Source organism: Tsukamurella asaccharolytica (assembly GCF_007858435.1).
GTDB classification, from domain to species: domain Bacteria; phylum Actinomycetota; class Actinomycetes; order Mycobacteriales; family Mycobacteriaceae; genus Tsukamurella; species Tsukamurella asaccharolytica.
This window is the reverse complement of the sequence record NZ_VIGW01000001.1, coordinates 397,967-417,493: the sequence shown is the minus strand read 5'-3', so window position 1 is coordinate 417,493 and position 19,527 is coordinate 397,967. Positions and strand designations below refer to the sequence as shown.

The 19,527-nt window shown below is 73.0% G+C and carries 14 protein-coding genes; 8 read left to right on the top strand and 6 right to left on the bottom strand.

The genetic code is table 11. The features are described from left to right. Window positions 1-27: 27 nt before the first annotated feature. Window positions 28-792, bottom strand: a complete 765-nt coding sequence (locus FK529_RS01945; protein ID WP_146559055.1) for a class I SAM-dependent methyltransferase — start codon at window positions 790-792, stop codon at window positions 28-30. Window positions 793-817: 25 nt separating this feature from the next. Here FK529_RS01945 and FK529_RS01940 point away from each other — a divergent pair, with 25 nt between their 5' ends. From FK529_RS01940 to FK529_RS01915, 6 genes are all read left to right on the top strand, one after another. Continuing rightward, entirely contained in the window at window positions 818-1,960 is a 1,143-nt protein-coding gene (locus FK529_RS01940) for a glycosyltransferase family 4 protein (RefSeq protein WP_146559053.1), read from the top strand. 289 nt (window positions 1,961-2,249) lie between these two features. Then, entirely contained in the window at window positions 2,250-2,465 is a 216-nt protein-coding gene (locus FK529_RS01935) for a hypothetical protein (RefSeq protein ID WP_146559051.1), read from the top strand. Window positions 2,466-2,548: 83 nt separating this feature from the next. Then, window positions 2,549-4,228: an NAD(P)/FAD-dependent oxidoreductase gene (locus FK529_RS01930; RefSeq protein WP_146559049.1), complete on the top strand. Its 1,680-nt coding sequence runs from the start codon at window positions 2,549-2,551 to the stop codon at window positions 4,226-4,228. Further along, entirely contained in the window at window positions 4,225-5,709 is a 1,485-nt protein-coding gene (locus FK529_RS01925) for an ATP-binding protein (RefSeq protein WP_231702873.1), read from the top strand. The genes FK529_RS01930 and FK529_RS01925 overlap by 4 nt, the downstream gene beginning before the upstream one ends. A 168-nt stretch (window positions 5,710-5,877) precedes the next feature. After that, window positions 5,878-6,963 (top strand): S-(hydroxymethyl)mycothiol dehydrogenase, encoded by a 1,086-nt coding sequence (locus FK529_RS01920; RefSeq protein ID WP_146559047.1) that lies wholly within the window; start codon window positions 5,878-5,880, stop codon window positions 6,961-6,963. Continuing rightward, the gene (locus tag FK529_RS01915; protein WP_146559045.1) at window positions 6,960-7,586 is read left to right on the top strand and encodes an MBL fold metallo-hydrolase; all 627 of its coding nucleotides are present in this window, start codon (window positions 6,960-6,962) and stop codon (window positions 7,584-7,586) included. The genes FK529_RS01920 and FK529_RS01915 overlap by 4 nt, the downstream gene beginning before the upstream one ends. Window positions 7,587-7,665: 79 nt before the next feature. Here the strand turns inward: FK529_RS01915 and FK529_RS01910 are convergent, their stop codons facing one another. After that, window positions 7,666-9,081: a condensation domain-containing protein gene (locus tag FK529_RS01910; protein ID WP_146559043.1), complete on the bottom strand. Its 1,416-nt coding sequence runs from the start codon at window positions 9,079-9,081 to the stop codon at window positions 7,666-7,668. Between the two features lie 99 nt (window positions 9,082-9,180). Beyond that, entirely contained in the window at window positions 9,181-10,890 is a 1,710-nt protein-coding gene (locus tag FK529_RS01905; protein ID WP_231702872.1) for an MmpA family trehalose lipid delivery protein, read from the bottom strand. Window positions 10,891-10,919: 29 nt separating this feature from the next. On the opposite strand from FK529_RS01905, the gene FK529_RS01900 reads away from it, so the two are divergent. After that, complete coding sequence (locus FK529_RS01900) at window positions 10,920-12,119, top strand: polysaccharide biosynthesis protein (RefSeq protein ID WP_146559041.1); 1,200 nt, start codon at window positions 10,920-10,922, stop codon at window positions 12,117-12,119. On the opposite strand, the gene pgfA is transcribed toward FK529_RS01900, so the two are convergent. Beyond that, entirely contained in the window at window positions 12,049-13,386 is a 1,338-nt protein-coding gene (gene pgfA / locus FK529_RS01895; RefSeq protein ID WP_146559039.1) for a cell envelope lipid trafficking protein PgfA, read from the bottom strand. The genes FK529_RS01900 and pgfA overlap by 71 nt on opposite strands. 165 nt (window positions 13,387-13,551) lie before the next feature. Between pgfA and FK529_RS01890 the strand changes: the two genes are divergently transcribed. After that, complete coding sequence (locus FK529_RS01890; protein WP_146559037.1) at window positions 13,552-14,748, top strand: acyltransferase family protein; 1,197 nt, start codon at window positions 13,552-13,554, stop codon at window positions 14,746-14,748. A gap of 267 nt (window positions 14,749-15,015) precedes the next feature. On the opposite strand, the gene FK529_RS01885 is transcribed toward FK529_RS01890, so the two are convergent. Together FK529_RS01885 and FK529_RS01880 are read right to left on the bottom strand one after the other, a co-directional pair. After that, a complete protein-coding gene (locus FK529_RS01885; protein ID WP_146559035.1) occupies window positions 15,016-19,305 on the bottom strand; it encodes an alpha-(1->3)-arabinofuranosyltransferase in 4,290 nt (1,429 codons plus the stop codon). Continuing rightward, a complete protein-coding gene (locus tag FK529_RS01880) occupies window positions 19,292-19,492 on the bottom strand; it encodes a DUF2613 family protein (protein WP_068740648.1) in 201 nt (66 codons plus the stop codon). The genes FK529_RS01885 and FK529_RS01880 overlap by 14 nt, the downstream gene beginning before the upstream one ends. Between the last annotated feature and the right edge of the window lie 35 nt (window positions 19,493-19,527).

The following is a 19,527-nucleotide window of genomic DNA, read 5'->3' as shown; positions in this document are numbered from 1 at the left end:
CGCGGTCGTCGATGGACCCGCGGTGTGTCAGTTCTTGCGGAAGACCAGGACCAGGTTGGAGACGAGCAGCTCCCGCAGGCCCGGCACCCGCACCATCCACCACGCCCACGACGGGTGGTAGCGCGGGAATGCGGCCACGAGCTCGGCGTCGTCGACGGTGCCGGCCCAGCGCAGGCCGTCGGCCGCGGTCACCGCGAACAGCGACGTCCCGTAGAGGTTCTTCGGCGGGTGCCCGTGCTTGCGGGTGTACCTGCGGGCGGCACGCGCGCCGCCGAGGTAGTGCGTCAGCCCCATCTCGTGACCGCCGAACGGGCCGTACCACAGCGTGTAGCTCAGGATCACCATGCCGCCGGGGCGGGTGACGCGCAGCATCTCCTCGCCCATCCGCTGCCAGTCGCGCACGTGCTCGGCGACGTTGGACGAGAGACAGACGTCGACGGCACCGTCGGCGATGGGCAGCGCGAGGCCGGAGCCGCGCAGGCCTCGCGACGAGGTGATCCCGGCGGCGTGCGCCTCCGACGGATCGGGTTCCACCGGCACGTAGACGGCGCCGTACTCGGCGAAGGCGTCCTCGAAGTAGCCGGGCCCGCCGCCGACGTCGAGGACGAGGGCGCCGTCGAGGTCCCCGAACAGGTCGCCGGTCAGCTCGACGGTGTCGCGCGCCAGCGAGCCGTAGAAGCGGGCCGGCTCCGACTGCTCGAACCGGAAGTCGGACAGCAGCCCCACCGAGCGCTTGAGCGTCGCGCGGCGGCGGAGGCGGGCGGTGGCCTTTTTCCAGGTCGCGGGGTACACGCCACCGGACGGTACCCTAGGACGCGTGCGTGAGGTCCTCCTGCTGTGTTGGCGTGACACCCGCCACCCGCAGGGTGGCGGTAGTGAGCTGTACCTCGAGCGCGTCGGGGAGGAACTGGCCGCCCGCGGCGTGCGGGTCACGCTGCGGACCGCGATGTACCCCGGCGCCGCCCGGTCCGAGACCGTGCGCGGCGTGCGCATCTCGCGGGGTGGAGGGCGGTTCACCGTCTACCCGCTGGCGCTCCTCGCGATCCTTCTCGCGCGGTTCGGACGCGGACCGCTGCGCGGCATCCGCCCCGACGCGGTGATCGACACGCAGAACGGCATCCCGTTCTTCGCGCGGCTCGTCGCGGGCGTGCCCGTGACGGTGCTCGTGCACCATTGCCACCGCGAGCAGTGGCCCGTCGCGGGCCGGCTGGTGGCGCGGATCGGCTGGTTCATCGAGTCGCGGCTCTCGCCGTGGTTGCACCGCCGCTCGCAGTACCTCACCGTCTCGCTGCCCTCGGCGGAGGAGCTGGCCTTGCTCGGCGTAGGGCCGGAGCGGGTGGCTGTGGTGCGCAACGGGATCGACGCCGTCGCGCCCGGTGTCGCGGACGTGCGATCGGCGACGCCGCGCATCGTCGTGCTCTCCCGGCTGGTGCCGCACAAGCAGATCGAGGACGCGCTCGACGTGCTCGCCCGCCTCGCTCGCCGCGTTCCCGATCTGCACCTCGACGTCATCGGCAGCGGGTGGTGGGATTCCGAGCTGTACCAGCATGCGGCGAAGCTCGGCGTGCTCGACCGGGTGACCTTCCACGGCCATGTCACCGAGCAGCGCAAGCATCGCCTGCTCTCCCGCGCGTGGGTGCACGTCATGCCGTCGCGCAAGGAGGGCTGGGGCATCACCGTGATCGAGGCGGCGCAGCACGCGGTGCCGACCGTGGGGTACGTCAGCTCGCGCGGGCTCACCGACTCCGTGGTCGACGGCGCCACCGGCCTGCTGGTCCGCGACCTCGCCGGGCTCACCGAATCGGTCTACGCGCTGCTCAGCGACCCCCTGCTGCGGGAGGAGCTCGGCGCCAAGGCGCGGGAGCGCGCGGGGGAGTTCTCGTGGCCCGCCACCGCCGACGGAGTCTCGCGCGTCCTCCGCGCGTCGGTCGCGGGCGAGCACGTCGGCGGGCTGGTCTGACCGCGAGCCGGGCGTTTCCGCTGCTCAGCAGCGGTTCTTCTGGTGGGGGACGGAACGCGGCGTGGGGGTCGGCCGGTCCCCTGCGAGGTGATCGCGGCTTGTGGTGGGGGACGGAACGCGGCGTGGGGGACAGCCGGTCCCCCATGGCACGAGCGGCTTCTGGTGGGGGTTCGAACGCCGGGCGGGCGGATCGGCGTCGCGCGGGGGACGACACTCGACGGGGACCACGTGAACGAGTGAGTCGCGGCCGCTGCTGACTAGTACGCCTGGTATCCGTTACCGTGAACACATGAGGCAACGTGAGGTGACGCCGCTGATGGCGTGGGCGTTCATCGGCCTCGGTGTGGTCGTTCTGGCGGCGGCGCTGATCCGCGATTGGTCGACGTGGCCCGACATCCGCACGATCCTCGGCGCGGCGATGGCGATCTTCGGTGCGGGCGAGATCGCTGTCGGTGTCTACGCGCTGCGCCGGGCGAAGAAGGGGCTCAATGTCGATGCACGCTGACATCGCGATCCACGCGGACCCGATGTGTTCGCTGAGAGCTGCACTCGCCGACGCGGAGGTCGCGGTCGTCGTAATCTGAAACTGTGGCTGAATCCGAGAAGCGGCGACCCGCGATCCTGACCGTCGATGACGATCCGAGCGTGTCCCGCGCGGTGGCCCGAGATCTGCGGCGCAAGTACGGAGACGAGTACCGGATCGTGCGCGCGGAGAGCGGCGAGCAGGCCCTGGAGGCGCTCAAGGAACTCAAACTCCGCGGCGACCTGGTGGCCGCGATCCTCGCGGACTACCGCATGCCGCAGATGTCCGGCCTGGAGTTCCTCGAGGCGGCGATGGACGTCTATCCGGGCGCCCGACGGCTGCTGCTCACGGCGTACGCGGACACGGGCGCCGCGATCGAGGCGATCAACGTGGTCGACCTCGACCACTACCTCCTCAAGCCCTGGGATCCGCCGGAGGAGAAGCTCTACCCCGTGATCGACGCGCAGCTGGAGGCCTGGCTGTGCAGCGACCACCGTCCCGTCCCGGAGATCAAGGTCGTCGGCCACCGGTGGTCGGCGCGATCGTCCGAGGTGCGGGAGTTCCTGGCCCGCAACCAGATCTCGTACCGCTGGTACACCGCCGAATCGCCCGAGGGGCAGCGGCTCCTCGCCGCCGCGGGCGCCGATGCGCAGCAGCTCCCGCTCGTCGCCGCGGCCGACGGGACCGCGCTGAGCGCACCGTCGGACAGCGAACTGGCGGCGCACGTCGGCCTGAACACCACCCCGTCGGAGGAGTTCTACGACCTGGTCGTCGTCGGAGCCGGTCCGGCCGGCCTGGGCGCCGCCGTCTACGGCGCCTCCGAAGGGCTGCGGACGGTGCTCGTCGAGCGGTCCGCGACCGGCGGACAGGCCGGGCAGAGTTCCCGGATCGAGAACTACCTCGGCTTCCCCGACGGGGTCTCAGGCACCCAGCTCACCGACCGGGCGCGGCGGCAGGCCACCAAGTTCGGCGCCGAGATGATCACGGCCGCCGACGTCGTCGAGCTGGAGGTGACGGGTTCGGGGCGGCGCTTGCGGTTCTCCGACGGCACCGTCGTGGGCGCCCATACCGTCATTCTCGCGACGGGCGTCGCCTACCGGCAGCTGGACGCGCCCGGGATGGAGCGGCTCACGGGCGCCGGCATCTTCTACGGCTCCGCCATGACGGAGGCGCCGGCCTGCGCGGGGCAGGACGTCTACATCGTGGGCGGCGCGAACTCCGCGGGCCAGGCGGCGGCGTTCCTGTCGAAGGGCGCGCGCTCGGTGACGCTGCTGGTGCGCGGCCCGTCGCTCGAGGCGTCGATGTCGTACTACCTCATCCAGCAGCTGGGTGCGATCGAGAACGTGCACGTCCGGCCCCACACGCAGGTGGTCGAGGCCCACGGCGACGACCACCTCACCGGGCTCACCCTGCGCGACACCCTGTCGGGCGAGACGGAGCAGGTGCCGGCCGATTTCCTCTTCGTCTTCATCGGCGCCGAGCCGCGCACGGACTGGCTCGACGGCGTCGTCGAGCGGGACGCGCGCGGCTTCGTGCTGACCGGCCCGGATCTCACGCCCGACGGTGCCGCCCCCGCGGGATGGGGACTGGACCGTCCGCCGTTCCTCCTGGAGTCGAGCGTCCCGGGCATCTTCGTCGCCGGCGACGTGCGGTCCGAGTCGGCGAAGCGCGTCGCCTCCGCGGTGGGCGAGGGCGCGATGGCCGTCATGTTCGTCCACCGCTACCTGGAAGGAGTCGACTCGTGAGCACTCATGACCCGTGCTTCGTCGACGAACTGCGCACCCTGTTCCTGTTCGAGAAGCTCAGCGACGAGCAGCTGGAGTGGCTGTGCCAACGCGGCCACGTGGAGACCTTCCCCGCCGGCCCCGTCTACTCCACCGGCGATCCGGCGCAATGGCTGTACGTGCTGCTCAAGGGAACGATCGCGCTGTCGCAGAAGGTGGGCGACGTCGAGGTCGAGACCAACCGCTCCGACCAGCGGGGCGCCTACGCGGGCGCGTGGTCGGCGTTCCTCGGCAAGGGCGGCCCGACGCAGACGCAGTACAACTCGTCCATGCGCGCGGTGACCGAGGCGCAGTTCTTCCTGCTTCCCGCCGAGGAGTTCAACAAGGCGATGCACGAGTGGTTCCCGATGGCGGTGCACCTGCTGGAGGGCGTCTTCTACGGCGGCCAGCGCAGCCGGCAGATGGTCGAGCAGCGCGAGCGGCTGCTGGCGCTGGGCTCCCTCTCCGCCGGACTCACGCACGAGCTGAACAACCCCGCGGGCGCGGCCACCCGCGCCGCGGCGGAGATGCGCACCCGCGTCGGCGGCATGCGGCACAAGCTGGCCGGCATCGCCGGCGGCAAGATGGACCGGACCCGCCTCGTCGACCTCGTGAAATTCCAGGAGGAGGCGGTCGAGGCGGTGGCGTCCGCCCCGGATCTGGGTCCGCTCGAGGCCTCCGACCGCGAGGACGAGCTCATGGACTGGCTCGACGACCACGACATCGGCGATGGGCACGTGCTCGCGCCCGTCTTCGTGGCCGCGGGCCTACGAACCGACTTCCTCGACCGCGTCGCGGGCTCGCTGGAGGACGATCGGATGCTGTCCGCCGCGCTGCGCTGGCTGTACTACACCGTCGAGACCGAGCTGCTCATGAACGAGATCAGCGAGGCCACGAGCCGGATCTCGACCCTGGTCCAGGCGGCCAAACAGTACTCGCAGATGGATCGCGCGCCCTTCCAGGTGCTCGACGTGCGCGAGCTGCTCGACAGCACCGTCGTGATGCTCAGCCGCAAGATCGGCGACGGTGGCGTCACCGTGGTCCGTGACTACGACCCCGACCTGCCCGACATCCGGGGCTACGGCGCCGAGCTGAACCAGGTGTGGACCAACCTCATCGACAACGCCGTGCAGGCGATGGGCGGCCACGGCACGCTGACGCTGCGCGCGCACCGCAAGGACGACGCGGTGATCGTCGAGGTCGCCGACACCGGGACCGGCATCCCCGCCGACGTCCTGCCGCGCATCTTCGAGCCCTTCTTCACCACCAAGGGCGTCGGCGAAGGAACCGGCCTGGGACTGGACATCTCCTGGCGGATCGTGGTGAACAAGCATCAGGGCGACCTGGCGGTGCGGTCGGAGCCCGGGAACACCGTGTTCACCGTGGAGCTGCCCATCGACGGGCCGCAGGGCGGCGACGTGGTCGACGATCCCGGCGAGGCGGGAGAAGGCGCGCAGCCCTGAGCGACAGTCCGCGGCTCGCCGATCAGCGGAGTCGCCTCGTCGATCGGGCCGTGCCCGGCCCCGTCGGCGGCATCCCCGCCGACTGGCGGAACCACGTGCATTGCGCTCGAATTCCCCTCGGCCCGGTGCGAGGATGGTGACAGCCGCACCCGGACCAGGAGGACAACCGTGCCGCAGACCGTCAGAGGAATCGTCGCCCGCGCGAAGGGGCAGCCCGTCGAGGTGGCCCCCATCGTGATCCCCGATCCCGGCCCCGGTGAGGTGGTCGTCGCGGTGCAGGCGTGCGGTGTCTGCCATACCGATCTGCACTACCGCGAGGGCGGCATCAACGACGAGTTCCCCTTCCTGCTCGGCCACGAGGCCGCCGGCATCGTCGAAACCGTGGGCGAGGGAGTCGATCACGTCGCCCCGGGCGATTTCGTGGTGCTCAACTGGCGCGCCGTGTGCGGCCAGTGCCGCGCCTGCAAGCGCGGCAAGCCGCAGTACTGCTTCGACACCTTCAACGCCACGCAGAAGATGACCCTCGAGGACGGTACGGAGCTCTCGCCCGCTCTCGGCATCGGCGCCTTCGCCGAGAAGACGCTGGTGCACCAGGGGCAGTGCACCAAGGTCGATCCCGAGGCCGATCCCGCCGTCGTGGGACTCCTCGGCTGCGGCGTGATGGCCGGCCTCGGCGCCGCCGTCAACACCGGCGGCGTCTCCCGCGGCGACACCGTGGCCGTGATCGGTTGCGGCGGTGTGGGTGACGCGGCGATCGCGGGCTCCCGCCTGGTCGGCGCGCGGACCATCATCGCCGTCGACCGCGACCCGAAGAAGCTGGAGTGGGCCCGCGAACTGGGCGCCACCCACACCGTCAACGCCGCGGACACGGATGCGGTGGAGGCGATCCAGGAACTGACCGACGGCTTCGGCGCCGACGTGGTGATCGACGCCGTGGGCCGCCCCGAGACCTGGAAGCAGGCGTTCTACGCCCGCGACCTGGCGGGCACCGTCGTCCTGGTCGGCGTGCCCACCCCGGACCTCACCCTGGACATGCCGCTCATCGACTTCTTCTCGCGCGGTGGGGCTCTCAAGTCGTCGTGGTACGGCGACTGCCTGCCCGAGCGGGACTTCCCCCAGCTGGTCGACCTGTACCAGCAGGGGCGCCTGCCCCTGGAGAAGTTCGTCACCGAGCGGATCGGGCTCGACGAGGTGGAGCAGGCGTTCTCGACCATGCACCGCGGCGAGGTGCTGCGATCGGTGGTGGTCCTGTGACGCTGCACGTGGAACGCGTCGTCACGTCCGGCACCTTCAGCCTCGACGGCGGCACCTGGGACGTGGACAACAACGTCTGGCTGGTCGGCGACGACAGCGAGGTCGTGGTGGTCGACGCCGCGCACTCCGCCGAGCCGATCGTCGCGGCGGTCGGCGGGCGGACGGTGCGCGGCATCGTGTGCACCCACGGGCACGACGATCACGTGACGGTCGCGCCGGAGCTCTCCGAGCGGCTCGACGCGCCGATCCTGCTGCACCCCGGCGACGACGTGCTGTGGGAGATGAGCCACCCGGGTGTCGGGCACGAGGATCTGACGGACGACGGCCGGATCGCGATCGGCGGCACGGAGATCCGCGTGATCCACGCGCCCGGCCACTCGCCGGGATCGGTCTGCCTGTACCTGCCCGAGGCGGGCCTGCTGTTCAGCGGCGACACCCTGTTCGCCGGCGGCCCCGGAGCCACCGGCCGCTCGTACAGCGACTTCTTGGTGATCATCGAGTCCATCCGCGACCGCCTGTTCGCGCTGCCGCCGGAGACGGTCGTGCACACCGGCCACGGCGACGGCACGACGCTGGGCGCCGAGTCCCCGCACCTGGAGGAGTGGATCCGCCGGGGTCACTGACCGCCGCTCCGATCCGCACCGGCTCGGATCCGCACCCGCTCGGATCCGCACCCGGTGTCGGGTGCGGATCCCGAGGGCACTACGCCGAGACGAGGGCGGGGGAGCGGTCGGCGACCTCGATGACGCGGTCGCGGAGCAGGCGGAAGACGATGTCCACCGAGCGGGTCGCCTGCGGCGTGTCCGGGTGCATCGCGTTGAAGTCGAGGCCCGACTCGTCGCGGTTGATCCACGTGAAGACCTCGCGCGAGGGCGTGGCGTTCGCGAACACCGAGAGGTCGTGCTGCCGCGCCAGTTCCGCGCCCGGGACCCGAGTGACGTCGATGTAGGAGAGCATCGGCGCGGTGAAGCCGTGCTCCACGGGGAAGTCGGGATCGTCGGCCAGCAGGTCGATCACCGGAAAGACCGGGGTGCGATCCAGCTGCTTCGCCGTCGCGACCGCCTCGTGCGCGTTCCGTGCGACCTGGTCGAACGTCCCGGACGCCGAGAACTGCACGGGCACCAGGGTGACGTACCAGCCGACGGCCATCGCGTCACCGGTGGCGGACCGATCGGCGCGGGGGATGAGCATGGTGAACAGTTCGTCGCCGGTGAGGCCCAGGTGCACCTGGCCCAGGGTGGCCAGGAGTGCGCTGTTCATGTTCGCGCCGGCCCGCTTGGCCGCCGCACTGAACCGCGCGGTGCGGTCGGCGTCGATGAACGAGCCGTGCACCGCGATGCGGCCCGGGGCGGCCTCGCCGTCGGCCAGGCCCAGCGGCAGCGGGAAGCGCGGCATACCGCCGGCTCGGCGCAGCGTCTCGCGCCACTGCACGACGTCCGGATGGGTCGGGGTGAGCGTGGCGGCCAGCGTGCGCTGCTCGCGGGTGAACTCGCGGTGCGGCCGCACCGGCACCGGCGTGTACTCGACGCCGGCCCGCGCCGCCGTGTACCGGGAGACGAGCTCGAAGAAGCTCACGGCCTGCGAGACGCCGTCCGTGTACAGGTGGTCCGAGCACACGACCATCTGGAAGTGCGGCGCCGGCGTCCCGGGCCGCGCGTTCTCGACCCCGGTCACCGCGAAGGCGAACGCCGCCCACTCGTGCAGCTCCGGCACGTTCGCCATGAGGTAGTCCTTGACGGTGGAGCCGGGATGCGCGTCCGACGTGGCCTCGATCGCGAGGGCGATCTGCTCCGGCGCGAGGGTGCGCCCGCGCGGATCCGGATCGGTCGAGACCGGGAAAGCGGTGTGGAAGACGCCGTGCGCCCGCACGAAATCGGCGAAGACCGATGCGACGGTTGCTTCCTCGAAAACATCGTGGATCGTGAATGTGGTGAACACCAGGCGGCGGGTGCACGCCTCGCCGGTGATGCCGCTGCGCAAGTGGTCGGCCTGCACGTAGGACGTGCAGACGTCCAGGTCGGGGGCGGTGCGCATCGCCTCCTTCGTGGTCTCGTCCGGAGCCCAGACGGTCCACTCACCCGATGGGCACTGCCACTGCTCTGAGAAACCGGAGATCATGGAGACCATGATGTCGAAGTCGGTAGCGCAGCAAAAGACGCGCGTAGGGTGAGAAACCTGACAAGTGTGAGGGGTTCACATTTCGTCGGGCACCCACCATCATGTGGCCGGGGCCGGGGCGGCACCGTCGGGTATGACGCTTCCGCGGGCCCGGCCCGTTGCGGCCGCAGCCGCGCCGCCGAACAGGACCGCCGCCCACAGCAGATGGGCCGCGACCGCGCCGGCCCGCTCCGCGCTCGACGCCGAGACCGTCGTGATCTCGCCGGGGACCCGATAAAGCCGCAGTTCAGGGGTGTCGACGGCAAGAGCGAGGCCGGGGAGCGGCACCGCGGGGAAGGCGGCCCCGCCATCGGCGGATACGGCCTCCACGAGAACCCAGCCGACGCCCAGCTCCGCCAGCCGGCCACCGAGGGCGTCGCCGCCCGCCGCGAGCGCGGCCTCCGCGTCGGACGCGGCACCCGGCACGCGGTCGACGGACTTCCCGCCGATGCGAAGTTCACCAGTCTGAAGAACGGGCGCCCGCAGCATCCGCGGCGCAGGGTCGAGGACCGGCGCGTCGGGCCCGTACGCATACGTCCGGAACATGCCCGGCGGCAGCACCGCGACCGACCCGCGGCCGGCGGGCACCGCCTCGGCGACGGTGCGCCACGCCGCCGGGTAGGTCACCGGGGCGAGCGCGCCGCCCACGCCCCACGCGAGGCCCGGCAGCACCGCGATCGGCAGCGCCACCGCCACCACCGCGCCCGCGGCGCGCGCCGCGGCCGGTACCGCCCCGACGAGGGCGGCGGCGCACGTCGCGTACAGCGGCACGGCCAGCGCCACCCACTTCTGCCCGTCGCGCAGCAGCCCGCTGCCCGGGATCGCCTGCACCACCGCCTCGAGTAACGCCGTCCCCGGGCCGGTCGCTGCGAGCGCCGGCAGCACCACCGCGCAGAGCGCGAGCAGGGCGATCCGGCCCAGCGGTGGGGCGAGCAGCCGCGTGCGGAGCACGAACAGCCCACCCGTCACCAGTGTGAGGGCGAGAACGGTCCAGAGCCAGGGGGCACCGTCGGGCACGGCCTGCCGGTTCCAGATGCCCCCGAGCCCCGCGAGGGAGCCGAGCGTTCCGAGGCCCGGCTCGGCGCGGGCGGCGAAGGCGGCGACGCTGGCCGGGTCGGCGCGCACGCCGCTGCCCGAGACGAGCGACGGGTAGAGCCACGGCGCCGCTGCGCAGACGAACAGCCCCAGCTGCCACGCCCACCGCCGCGGCGCGGCCACCACGCCCGCGATCAGCGCGAAGACCGCACCCGTCGGCGTGAGGCCGCCCGCGGCGAGACACGCCGCGAAGCCGCCGAGCTGCGCCCGCCCCTGCATCCGCAGGCCGACGACCACGGCCCAGCCGATCGCCGCGTACCCGGCCAGGAGGCTCCAGTGCCCCTGCAGCAGCCGCTCGGCGACGAACGGATTCCACAACCCCACCGTGGCGGCGGCGAGGCCCGCGCCCGGCCCCGCGGGCCGGCCCACGGCGTCCAGCACCGCGAGCGCGGCTCGGCCGAAGCCCCAACCCGCGGCCACCAGCGCGACGAACAGCAGCGCCGTGACCAGGAGGCCGCCGTCGACGACCTGGGATCCGACGGCCAGCAGGGCGTCCTGCGGCGTGGCGCGCGCGGCGTTGTCGCCGAGTCCGAGGGCGGTATCGGTGAGGTACGAGCGGGGCGTGGAGACCGCGTCGCGCAGCAGAAGGTAACGGCCGCCGACGGCCAGCGGGCCCAGGATCACGACGGCGAGCACGACGGACCAGGCGGCGAGGGCCAGGTCGCGCGATCTCATCGACCCGAGCCTACTGACACAATGGCCGAATGCGAGGTTTGGCGTGGGTCACGGTCGGCTCGATGCTGGCCAACCTGTGCTCCTACCTGGTGCACCTGCCCGCGAGCCGCTGGCTCGGGCCCGCCGGATACGGCGAGTTCGCGTCCCTCCTGCAGTTGTCGCTGATCCTCGCGGTGCCGGCGCTCGCGCTGCAGACCGTGGTCGCGCGGCAGGTCGTCCGCGGCGCTGGCGCTGCGCAGATGCGGGCGCTCGGCTATCGGATCGCCTTCGGCGCGGGGGTCCTCGCCGCCGTCTCCGTGCCCCTGGCCGCCGCCGGCCTGCACACCCGCGCCCTCACCGCCGCAGCCGCGCTGGCCGCCGCTCCCGCGCTGGTCCTGCTCGCCGTCGAGCAGGGGCTGCTGCAGGGAGAGCGCCGGTTCGGGCGGCTCGCGGCCCTGCTCGGCGTGGCGGGCGTGGGAAAGCTGGTCTTCACCGTGCCGGGGCTGCTGCTGGGCCCGGCGCCGGCACTGCTCGGCACGACGATGGGCGCCCTGCTCGCGGCCGCCATCGGCCGGGCGCTGGCGGGGGCCCCGGCGGGGCACGCGGCCGGGCCGGACGCGGGGGTGCGCGCGGTGCTCGGCGCCAGCTCGGTGCAGCTGGTGCTCGTCGTCTTCGCCTCGCTCGACCTGCTGCTCGCGCGGCCCGTCCTCGGTGCGGCCGCCGCCGGCACCTACGCCCTGGGCGCCGTCGCCGCGAAGATCGCGTTCTGGCTGCCGCAGGCCGTCGGCGTCGTCTTCTACCCGCAGCTCGTGACCCCGGGCCGGGCCCGCGGCGCGCTGCGCACCGTCGTCGGGCTGCTGGCGGGCCTCGGCCTCGCGTGCGTCGCCGGGGCGGCGGTCTGCGCCCCGCTCGCGACCATGCTGGCCGGCGAGGACTACCGGCCCGTCCAGGGGCTGCTCTGGCTGTTCGCGGCGCAGGGCGCGCTCCTCGCCCTGCTGCAGGGGCTGCTGCTCTACGCCATCGCCATCGAGCGCACCCGCTTGGCGCTGTTCGCGTGGGTCCTCGTCGCGGTCGAGGCGGCGATCCTGCTCACCCTGCCGCGCACCCCCGCGGAAATGATCACCGCCGCGGCGCTGTGTGCGCTCGCGGCGGTGATGGTGATCGGTGCGGTCGTGACCGTCAGCGCTCGTCGCGCTTACGGAAGTCGATCGCCTCGGTCTGCGACTCGTCCGGCCGCGGCTGAGCGTTGAAGGCCTCCGTCGCCGGATCGCCGCCCGCGTCGGGCGTGGTGATCGGGTCCTCGTCGATCGGTGCGGTGGGAGCGTTGTCACCGGAACCGCCGTCCCGGCCGCGGCCGCCCGCGCCCGCGGTGGCCGGCTTGCGGCCCAGGATCAGGGCGAAGATGCCGAGGCCCAGGGCGATGACGCCGAGAATGCCGCCCGCGACGGGTGCCACGTACTTCGCGACCGCGATCTTGTTCTGCGCCGACTTCGCGACCTCCGCCTGCGACCGGACCGTCGCATCGGTCCAGCGCTGCTTGGCGTCGAAGACGTCGAGCTTGAAGTCCCGGACCGGCCTCGGGGTGTTGGGCGCGACCTGGCCCGGCAGGCGGAACTGCTGGGTGTAGTGCAGCGACTGGTCGACGATGACGCCCGAGGTCGGATCGACCCACAGATCCACGGCGGTCTTCGCCCAGCGGTTCAGCGTGATGTCGTCCCTGGGGTCGACGCCGCCGATGCCCCACCAGCTCGCGGGCATGGTGAGAACGGTACCCAGCGTCGGGTCGTTGCTGTCGCGGATGGTGGAGAGGTCCACCCAGTCCTGCTGGCCCTGGAAGTGCAGCGTCTTGGTGCCGCTGACCTCCTTCTCCTCGACGAACTTCAGGCCAACGTTGCTGCGGGTGATCAGGTCGAAGAACTCGTAGTTCCCGTCCTGCGTAGTGCCCGCGGGGAAGCGGTACTGCAGGCCCTTGCGGTCGGCGAGCTTCACCGCCGGGGTGCTCTCCCCGGGCTGGTAGGTGGCCTCCGAGGTCCTGCCGGTGGGCCGGCCCGTCTCACGGTCCAGGGACACGCGGTCGAGCCAGGCCTGCACCAGGCCGTCGTCGCAGGGGCGCTTGTCCTGCACGGCGCCGGTCAGCTCCGGGTGCCGCGGCTCGCCGTTGGTCTTGATCGAGGGCACGACCATCGAGCTGCCGGACTGCACGGTCATCGCGGACTCGTCCGACGGGTTGGTCACGAGCGTGCGGGTCTGGGTGGTCACCGAGACCTCGTTGACCACGGCCCTACCCCTGTTGATCGAGCACATATCGAGCGACTTCGCCGGGAATTCGGCGTCCGCGGGGGAGTCCGCGACCTTCTCGGACTTCGCCACCGTGGTGGTGTCGATGTCCAGTGGGATCGTTGTCAGCTTGCCTGCGACGTACGCCGGTCCGGCGATCGCGGCCGTGATCAGCAGCGCGCCCAAGAAGATCAGGATCGGACCGATAACGCGTGCCAGCCGGCTACGGCCTACCGCCATCGAAGTGTCTCCTCACATGTCTTGCGGGGCGCGTCCGTGGTTCGCACACGCCGTCGGGGCACGTGGTCGCGCTCCCTTCCAAGTACCCGAGCCTACAGGTGGTGCCCGGGCGGCATGGGGCACGTGCGCGGGCGAGGGCCGAAACGCGGGTAGATTCGGTGGACGATGAGCACCGTCGGGACCAGTCACCTCGCAGCTGCGCGGCCTGCGGGTGCGGCCGGATTCGTGCCCGCACTCGAGGGCATGCGCGCCTGCGCGGCCATCGCCGTACTGCTCACTCACACCGCCTTCCAGACCGGTCAGGTGGGGTATTCGGTGGCGGGACGGGTGTGGGGCCGGTTCGACATGGCGGTCGCCCTGTTCTTCGGACTGTCGGGTTTCCTGCTCTGGCGGGCGCACGCCCGCGCCGCGTGGTCCGCATCCGACGGTCCGCCGACGGGGCGGTACTACCGATCGCGGCTCGTGCGGATCATGCCGGCGTACCTCGTGGTCGCGATCGTCGCGCTCGCCCTGCTGCCGCGGTCGGCGGCCCCGTCGGGCTCCACCTGGCTCGCGAACCTCACTCTGACCCAGGTCTTCGTGCCCTACTCGCTCACCGACGGCCTGACGCAGATGTGGTCGCTCTCGGTCGAGATGCTGTTCTACCTGCTACTGCCGTTGGCCGCGCTGGGGCTGGCGCGGTTGCGCGGAGCCGCGGCACGGTGGCGGGTGCCGGTGCTGCTCGCCGTGGCGGCGGTGTCACTGAGCTGGGCGTGGGTCGGCGCGGCGCTGCCCCTGCCGCCGGGGCTGAACCACCACAACTGGCTGCCCTCGTACGTGCCGTGGTTCGTCGCGGGCATCGTGCTCGCCGAGATCGTGAGCGCGCCGGCGTCCCACTTCGGCTCGGTGCGGCGGCTCGCGCGGCGCCGGCTGTGCTGGCCCGCTGCGCTCGTGGTGTTCGCGGTCATCTGCACGCCGCTCGGCGGCCCGGTGACCCTCGACACCCCCGAGACCTGGCAGTTCGCGGTCCGCATGGGCCTCGGCGGGGTGCTCGGCTTCCTCCTGCTGGCGCCGCTCGTGTTGGCGCCGGCGTCGGAGCCCTCGCGCTGGCTGGGATCGGGACCGATGCTCGCGCTCGGCCGCTGGTCCTACGGGATCTTCATCTGGCACCTCGTGGTGCTCACCGCGATCTTCCCGCTGTTCGCGATCGTCCCCTTCAGCGGTGCCTTCGCGAAGGTGACCGTGCTGACGCTGGTGTTCTCCATTGCCGTCGCGGCACTGAGTTACGCCTGGGTGGAGGAGCCGGCCCGCCGCTGGCTGGCCCGCCACGAGGCCCGACGGTCCGCCGCCGCCCTGGCGCTCGTCGCGCCGGTGGGGCGGTAGGTCCGCACGGAAGTCATGCGTGCCGCGCATGACCGCCGGTCCGTGCGGCGTAGTGCGGGGGACCGAACGGGGCGTGGGGGACGGCTGGTCCCCCACGAGGCGAACGGATTCCGGTGGGGGACGGAACGTGGCATTGGGGACGACGTCGGACTGGTCGCAGCTGCAGGGTCCGCTGCCGGGCTGATCCGGCGGGTATGCGCCCCACGCATGGCTGCGCTGCGCGACCATGTCCGCCTTCGCGGCTCAGTTCGCGGCTCAGTTCGCGGCTCAGCGCGCGGCCCCGCCGGCCCCATCGGCATCATCGGCCGCCGGCCCGCCACCGCCGCGCCGGCGCAGGATCCGGGCGGGCGGCACCGTCGACCAGGCCATCAGCAGCACGCCGGTGAGCGCGAGGCCCTGCGGCCAGGGGCCGTGGCCCACGTAGCCGGCCTCGGCGTGCCACGGTCCCGTCGCGAGCAGCAGCATCCCCGCCAGCACGAACCCGGAGGCGCCGAACACCCGGATCGCCGCCCGACGGTCCGCCGAGACGTGCAGCCCGGAGACCACCCAGGTCGCGAGGCCCGCCGCCGCCCACAGCGCGAGCCCCGGCCAGCCGCTGAGCACGAAGGCGACCACGCCGATCCCGAGGCCGGCCGCGATACCCGGCTGCCACGCCCGCAGGGGTCCGGCCTCGGCGCGCGGCCGGGAGCCGGGGACCAGCGCCAGCGCGGCGAGGATCACCAGCAGCGCGAGCCCGCCGAAGAGTCCGATCCGGTACGGGGCGTTGAGCGCGAACCGCAGGGTCACCGCGCCGTCGGTCCCGGCGGGCACGACCCAGCCCTGCTGCCACCCGTTCACGGTCACCGCGCGGAGGGCTGCGCCGTCCGGCCCCGTCGCCGCCCACCCGGAGTTACGGCTCTCGGGCACCACCAGCACCTGGTCGGCGTCGGCGCGGCCGACGGTCACCACCCGGCGGTCCGGGGTCCAGCTCTGCACCCGCGCGCTCTCGTCCCGCGCCGCCGCCTCGTTCGCCGTGGGCGTGTCCAGCGACAGCGAGTCCACGCTGAACGCAGGCCCGGGCGTCGCCACGATCTGCGTCCGTCCCGCCGGTAGTGGCACCGGCGCAGGATCGCAGGCCACAGCGCGGACGGGCTCGCCGTCGCGCAGCTCCCGCGCCCCGGCCTCGATCCGCAGGCGCAGCTCCCTCTCGCCGATCCGCACCGTCGGACCGGTCTCGCACGGCACCACGATCCGACGGTCCGCGGACGCGGGTTCCGAACCGGGGACGGGGGCACCGTCGGGGCCGACGGGCCGCACCTCGGCCAGCCCGGGCGCCATCTTCTCCGGGAAGCCGAAGTCGTTGATGTTGATCCGCTCGTCCCAGTCGAGCAGCGAGATCGAGATCGTATCCGTCACGGCCGGATCGACCTTCACGGTGACGGTGTCCCCCGCAGGCAGCTCCCGGACCTGGCGGCCGGTCCCCAGGTCGACGGCGATCCGCGTGGGCCGGGCGGGCGCCTCTCCGCGCGGCAGGCGGAGCGTGAGGCCGCCCACGACCTGCCGCGACGGCAGCCTCAGCCGCAGCACCGGCTTCGGCGACGTCGGCTCGGTGACGAACTGCGGCGCCGACCACACGGTGTTCGGGTCGCCGTCCACCGCCGCGGCGGAGCTCGCCCGGCCGTCGCCGACGGCCGATTCCGCGACCGCCGACGGCGCGCCCGGAGCCCCGAGCAGCGAGGACAGCGCCTGGCCCGGCCGCGCGCGGACCGTCAGCGAGGGGGTCACCGCGGCCGCCCCGGGCCCGTCGATGGTCCGCCGCAGCGGCCCCGGCTCCTCCGGCCCGATCGCGATGTCGGCGCACTGCACCGGGCCCGGTGCGCCGTTCTCGCCGGGCGTCACGACGCAGCCGGTGCGCCCCATCGTGTCCTGCCCGAACACCCAGCGCTGCGCCGGCCCGGAAGCGGGCAGCGCGACATCGTGCCGCGCCGGGATCGCCTTCCCCGACCGCGTGTCCGCGAGCTCGGCCTCGGAGATCGCGAACTGGTTGCCCCACGATCGGTCCGCGGTCTCGGCGGCGGTGATCCGCAGCCAGCGAGTGGGCTCCGACGGTGCGACCAGCGTGATCGGCGTGCCTGCCGTCACGGGATCGGAGTAGACGGTGCCCGCTTCGGTCGTGATGAGCAGGCGGGTGACCGCGGGGCCCAGCGCGCGACCGACGGTCACCGTCACCGACAGGTCGGCGCGGGGCTCGGGCAGCGTGAACTGCAGCCACTGGTTGATCGCGCGATCCAGGCCCGACGAGACCCACGCGGTGTTCTTGTCGCCGTCCACTGCGGCGGCCGTGCCCGCGCCGGGTAGCACCGTGCCGAGCTGCGTGGCGTCGGCGGCGGAGCTGGACGCGGAGACGGTCGCGCCCTCCCAGGTCCCGTCGACGAGGCCCGCCGCCGGGTAGTCGGGCAGGCGGTTCAGGGTGCGCCGCGGGTCGTCGACGGTGCGGATCGCCGAGCTGTGGTCGTCGACGCGGCCGAAGTCGGTCTCCCGGCGCTTGGGCGTGTCGGTGACGGTCAGCGGGCCCGCGGGCAGGCCCGCGGCCTCCGCGTCCGAGGCGAGCAGGGCGGCGCCCAGCTCGCGCCGGCCCGACGCGGCCGCATCGGCCTGCAGCCCCAGCAGCGCCTCCGGCCCGCCCGCGACGCGCGGCATGGAGGCCGCGTCGGCGAGGTACGGGCCGGTGGGAGCGGCCCCGTCGACGCGGTAGATCGTGATGGCGGGCAGCGGCGGCCGCAATCCCGAGTCGACGACCACCTTCTCGACGGTGGGGGGAGCGATGTCGGGGCCGAACCGCGCGACCTCGCTGATCCCCGGCGAGCCCTCGATCGCGGCGCGTGCCAGGGCCGGCCGGGCTGATCGCGATGTCGCGGGGTCGAGGTCGGCGCGGAGCACGAGGTAGGAGATGCCCTGGCGGCGCAGTGTCGCGGCCAGGCCGGCCGACGGGGTGCCGGCGCTGAACAGCCGCTGTACCGAGTCGAGGGCGCGGATCGCGCCGGGCGGGTTGAGCGGGATCGCGTCGCGCACCGCCCACGGCGTCTCGGCGAGGGGTTGGATCGGCTCGTCGCGGGTGAGGCCCCACAGCTGTGCGCCGAAGGGCGCGCCCGGCACGACGAGGGCGCGCTCGGCGCGGGCCTGGCCGGGTGCGGTTCCGCCCGCGTGCGCCGACAGCCAGTCCGCGGTCTGCGACCAGTAGTCGGGGATCGCGGAGTAGGGGCCGCGGGGCGCGAGCTTGCCCGTCCACGCCATGCCGCCCGCCAGTGCGAGCACCACGACCACGGCCAGGGCGCCGGCCGCGAGGCGATCCCGCTCGGGGTGCGCGAGCGCCCGGCGGACCTTCGCCAGGCCGACGGTGCCGGGCAGCGGCGCCCGGGCCAGCAGGTGCGCCATGCCCAGGACCAGCGGCAACCGCAGGAAGGGCTCGAGTTTGTAGACGTTGCGCAGGGGTGCGCCGACGCTGTCGAGGAAGACCCGCACCGGCTCGGCGAAGGGGGAGCCGAGGCCGCTCGCGTAGCCCGCGCCGATTCCCGCCAGCCCGACCAGCAGCACCGTCGCCCAGACTCCGCGCTGGGGCATCCGGCGCATGGCGATGCCGGCGATGCCGGCGCACGCGACCAGGCCGGTGACGACGACTGCGGCGGGTGCGGTGGTGAGCATGGCGCCGGCGGCGCGCTCGTCGGAGATGAACGGGCTCCACGAGGTGGTGCCGCGCAGTACCTCGGGCACCGACGCCCACTGCGTCGTCGCGCGCGCGGACTCGATGAACTCGAGGAAGGGCGGGCTGACGCGCCCCATGATGAGCAGCGGCACGATCCACCACGTGGTCGCCAATGCGACGCACACCGCCCACCAGGCGCTGAACGTCCAGAACCGGCGGGTGCCCGCGCCGAAGCGCAGATGCAGCAGCCACCAGAGAGCGGCGACGGCGCACGCCAGGCCCGTGGCCACGGCGTTGACCGCGCCCATCAGCGCGACCGCGACGGCCGAGCGCGCGGCCAGGTTCCGGACGGGCACGTCCGCGCCCTCCAGCAGCTGGACCAGCGGCAGCAGTACCCACGGCGCGAGCATCACCGGCGCGGTCTCGGAGCTGATCGCGCCCAGCGTCGTGAGCACCTGCGGCGCCAGCACGAACGCCGTGGCCGCGACGACCCGGCTGCCGCGCGAGCCGGTGCGCAGCGCCTCGGCGAGCCGGACGATGCCCCAGAAGCCCGCGAACAGCAGCAGCGCCCACCACAGGCGCTGCGTGATCCACGGCGGGACGTGGAGCAGCTGGCCCAGCGCGAAGAAGGCGCCGTGCGGGAAGAAGTAGCCGTAGGCCTGGTTCTGCACCTGACCGAGCGGGGACTGGCTCGACCACACGTTGGCCGCGCGGGCCAGGAACCCGATGGGGTTGGCCGTGAGATCGAGCTTGGTGTCGGCGACGATCTTGCCGGGCGCGGTGAGGAAGCTCAGCGCGAGCAGGGCGACGAACGCCCACGCGCCTGCGCGGCGGGTCAGGGGTTCGTCGGAGAAGTGGGGGCTACTTGTTGGCACCCGAGTCGTCGCGCTCGCCGTAGTTCGACGAGCCCTGCAGGAAGCCCTTGTCCTTCGACACGGTGTTGACGTCAGTGGTCGGCGACGTCTGCGCGACGGCCGCGCCGCTCACCAGTGCGAGGGCGACGGCGACGACGATGCCGGCGAGCGCGGCGGTGGCGCTGGCGATGATCGAGGTGCGGTCCATACGTTGAAGTCTACATGGGGCTCGACGGTGCGGAA

Coding starts and splice junctions, on each gene's coding strand:
- FK529_RS01905 (WP_231702872.1), bottom strand. CDS start 10,890: ATGAGATCGCGCGACCTGGCCCTCGCCGCCTGGTCCGTCGTGCTCGCC.
- FK529_RS01890 (WP_146559037.1), top strand. CDS start 13,552: ATGAGCACCGTCGGGACCAGTCACCTCGCAGCTGCGCGGCCTGCGGGT.
- FK529_RS01935 (WP_146559051.1), top strand. CDS start 2,250: ATGAGGCAACGTGAGGTGACGCCGCTGATGGCGTGGGCGTTCATCGGC.
- FK529_RS01900 (WP_146559041.1), top strand. CDS start 10,920: ATGCGAGGTTTGGCGTGGGTCACGGTCGGCTCGATGCTGGCCAACCTG.
- FK529_RS01880 (WP_068740648.1), bottom strand. CDS start 19,492: ATGGACCGCACCTCGATCATCGCCAGCGCCACCGCCGCGCTCGCCGGC.
- FK529_RS01910 (WP_146559043.1), bottom strand. CDS start 9,081: ATGATCTCCGGTTTCTCAGAGCAGTGGCAGTGCCCATCGGGTGAGTGG.
- pgfA (WP_146559039.1), bottom strand. CDS start 13,386: ATGGCGGTAGGCCGTAGCCGGCTGGCACGCGTTATCGGTCCGATCCTG.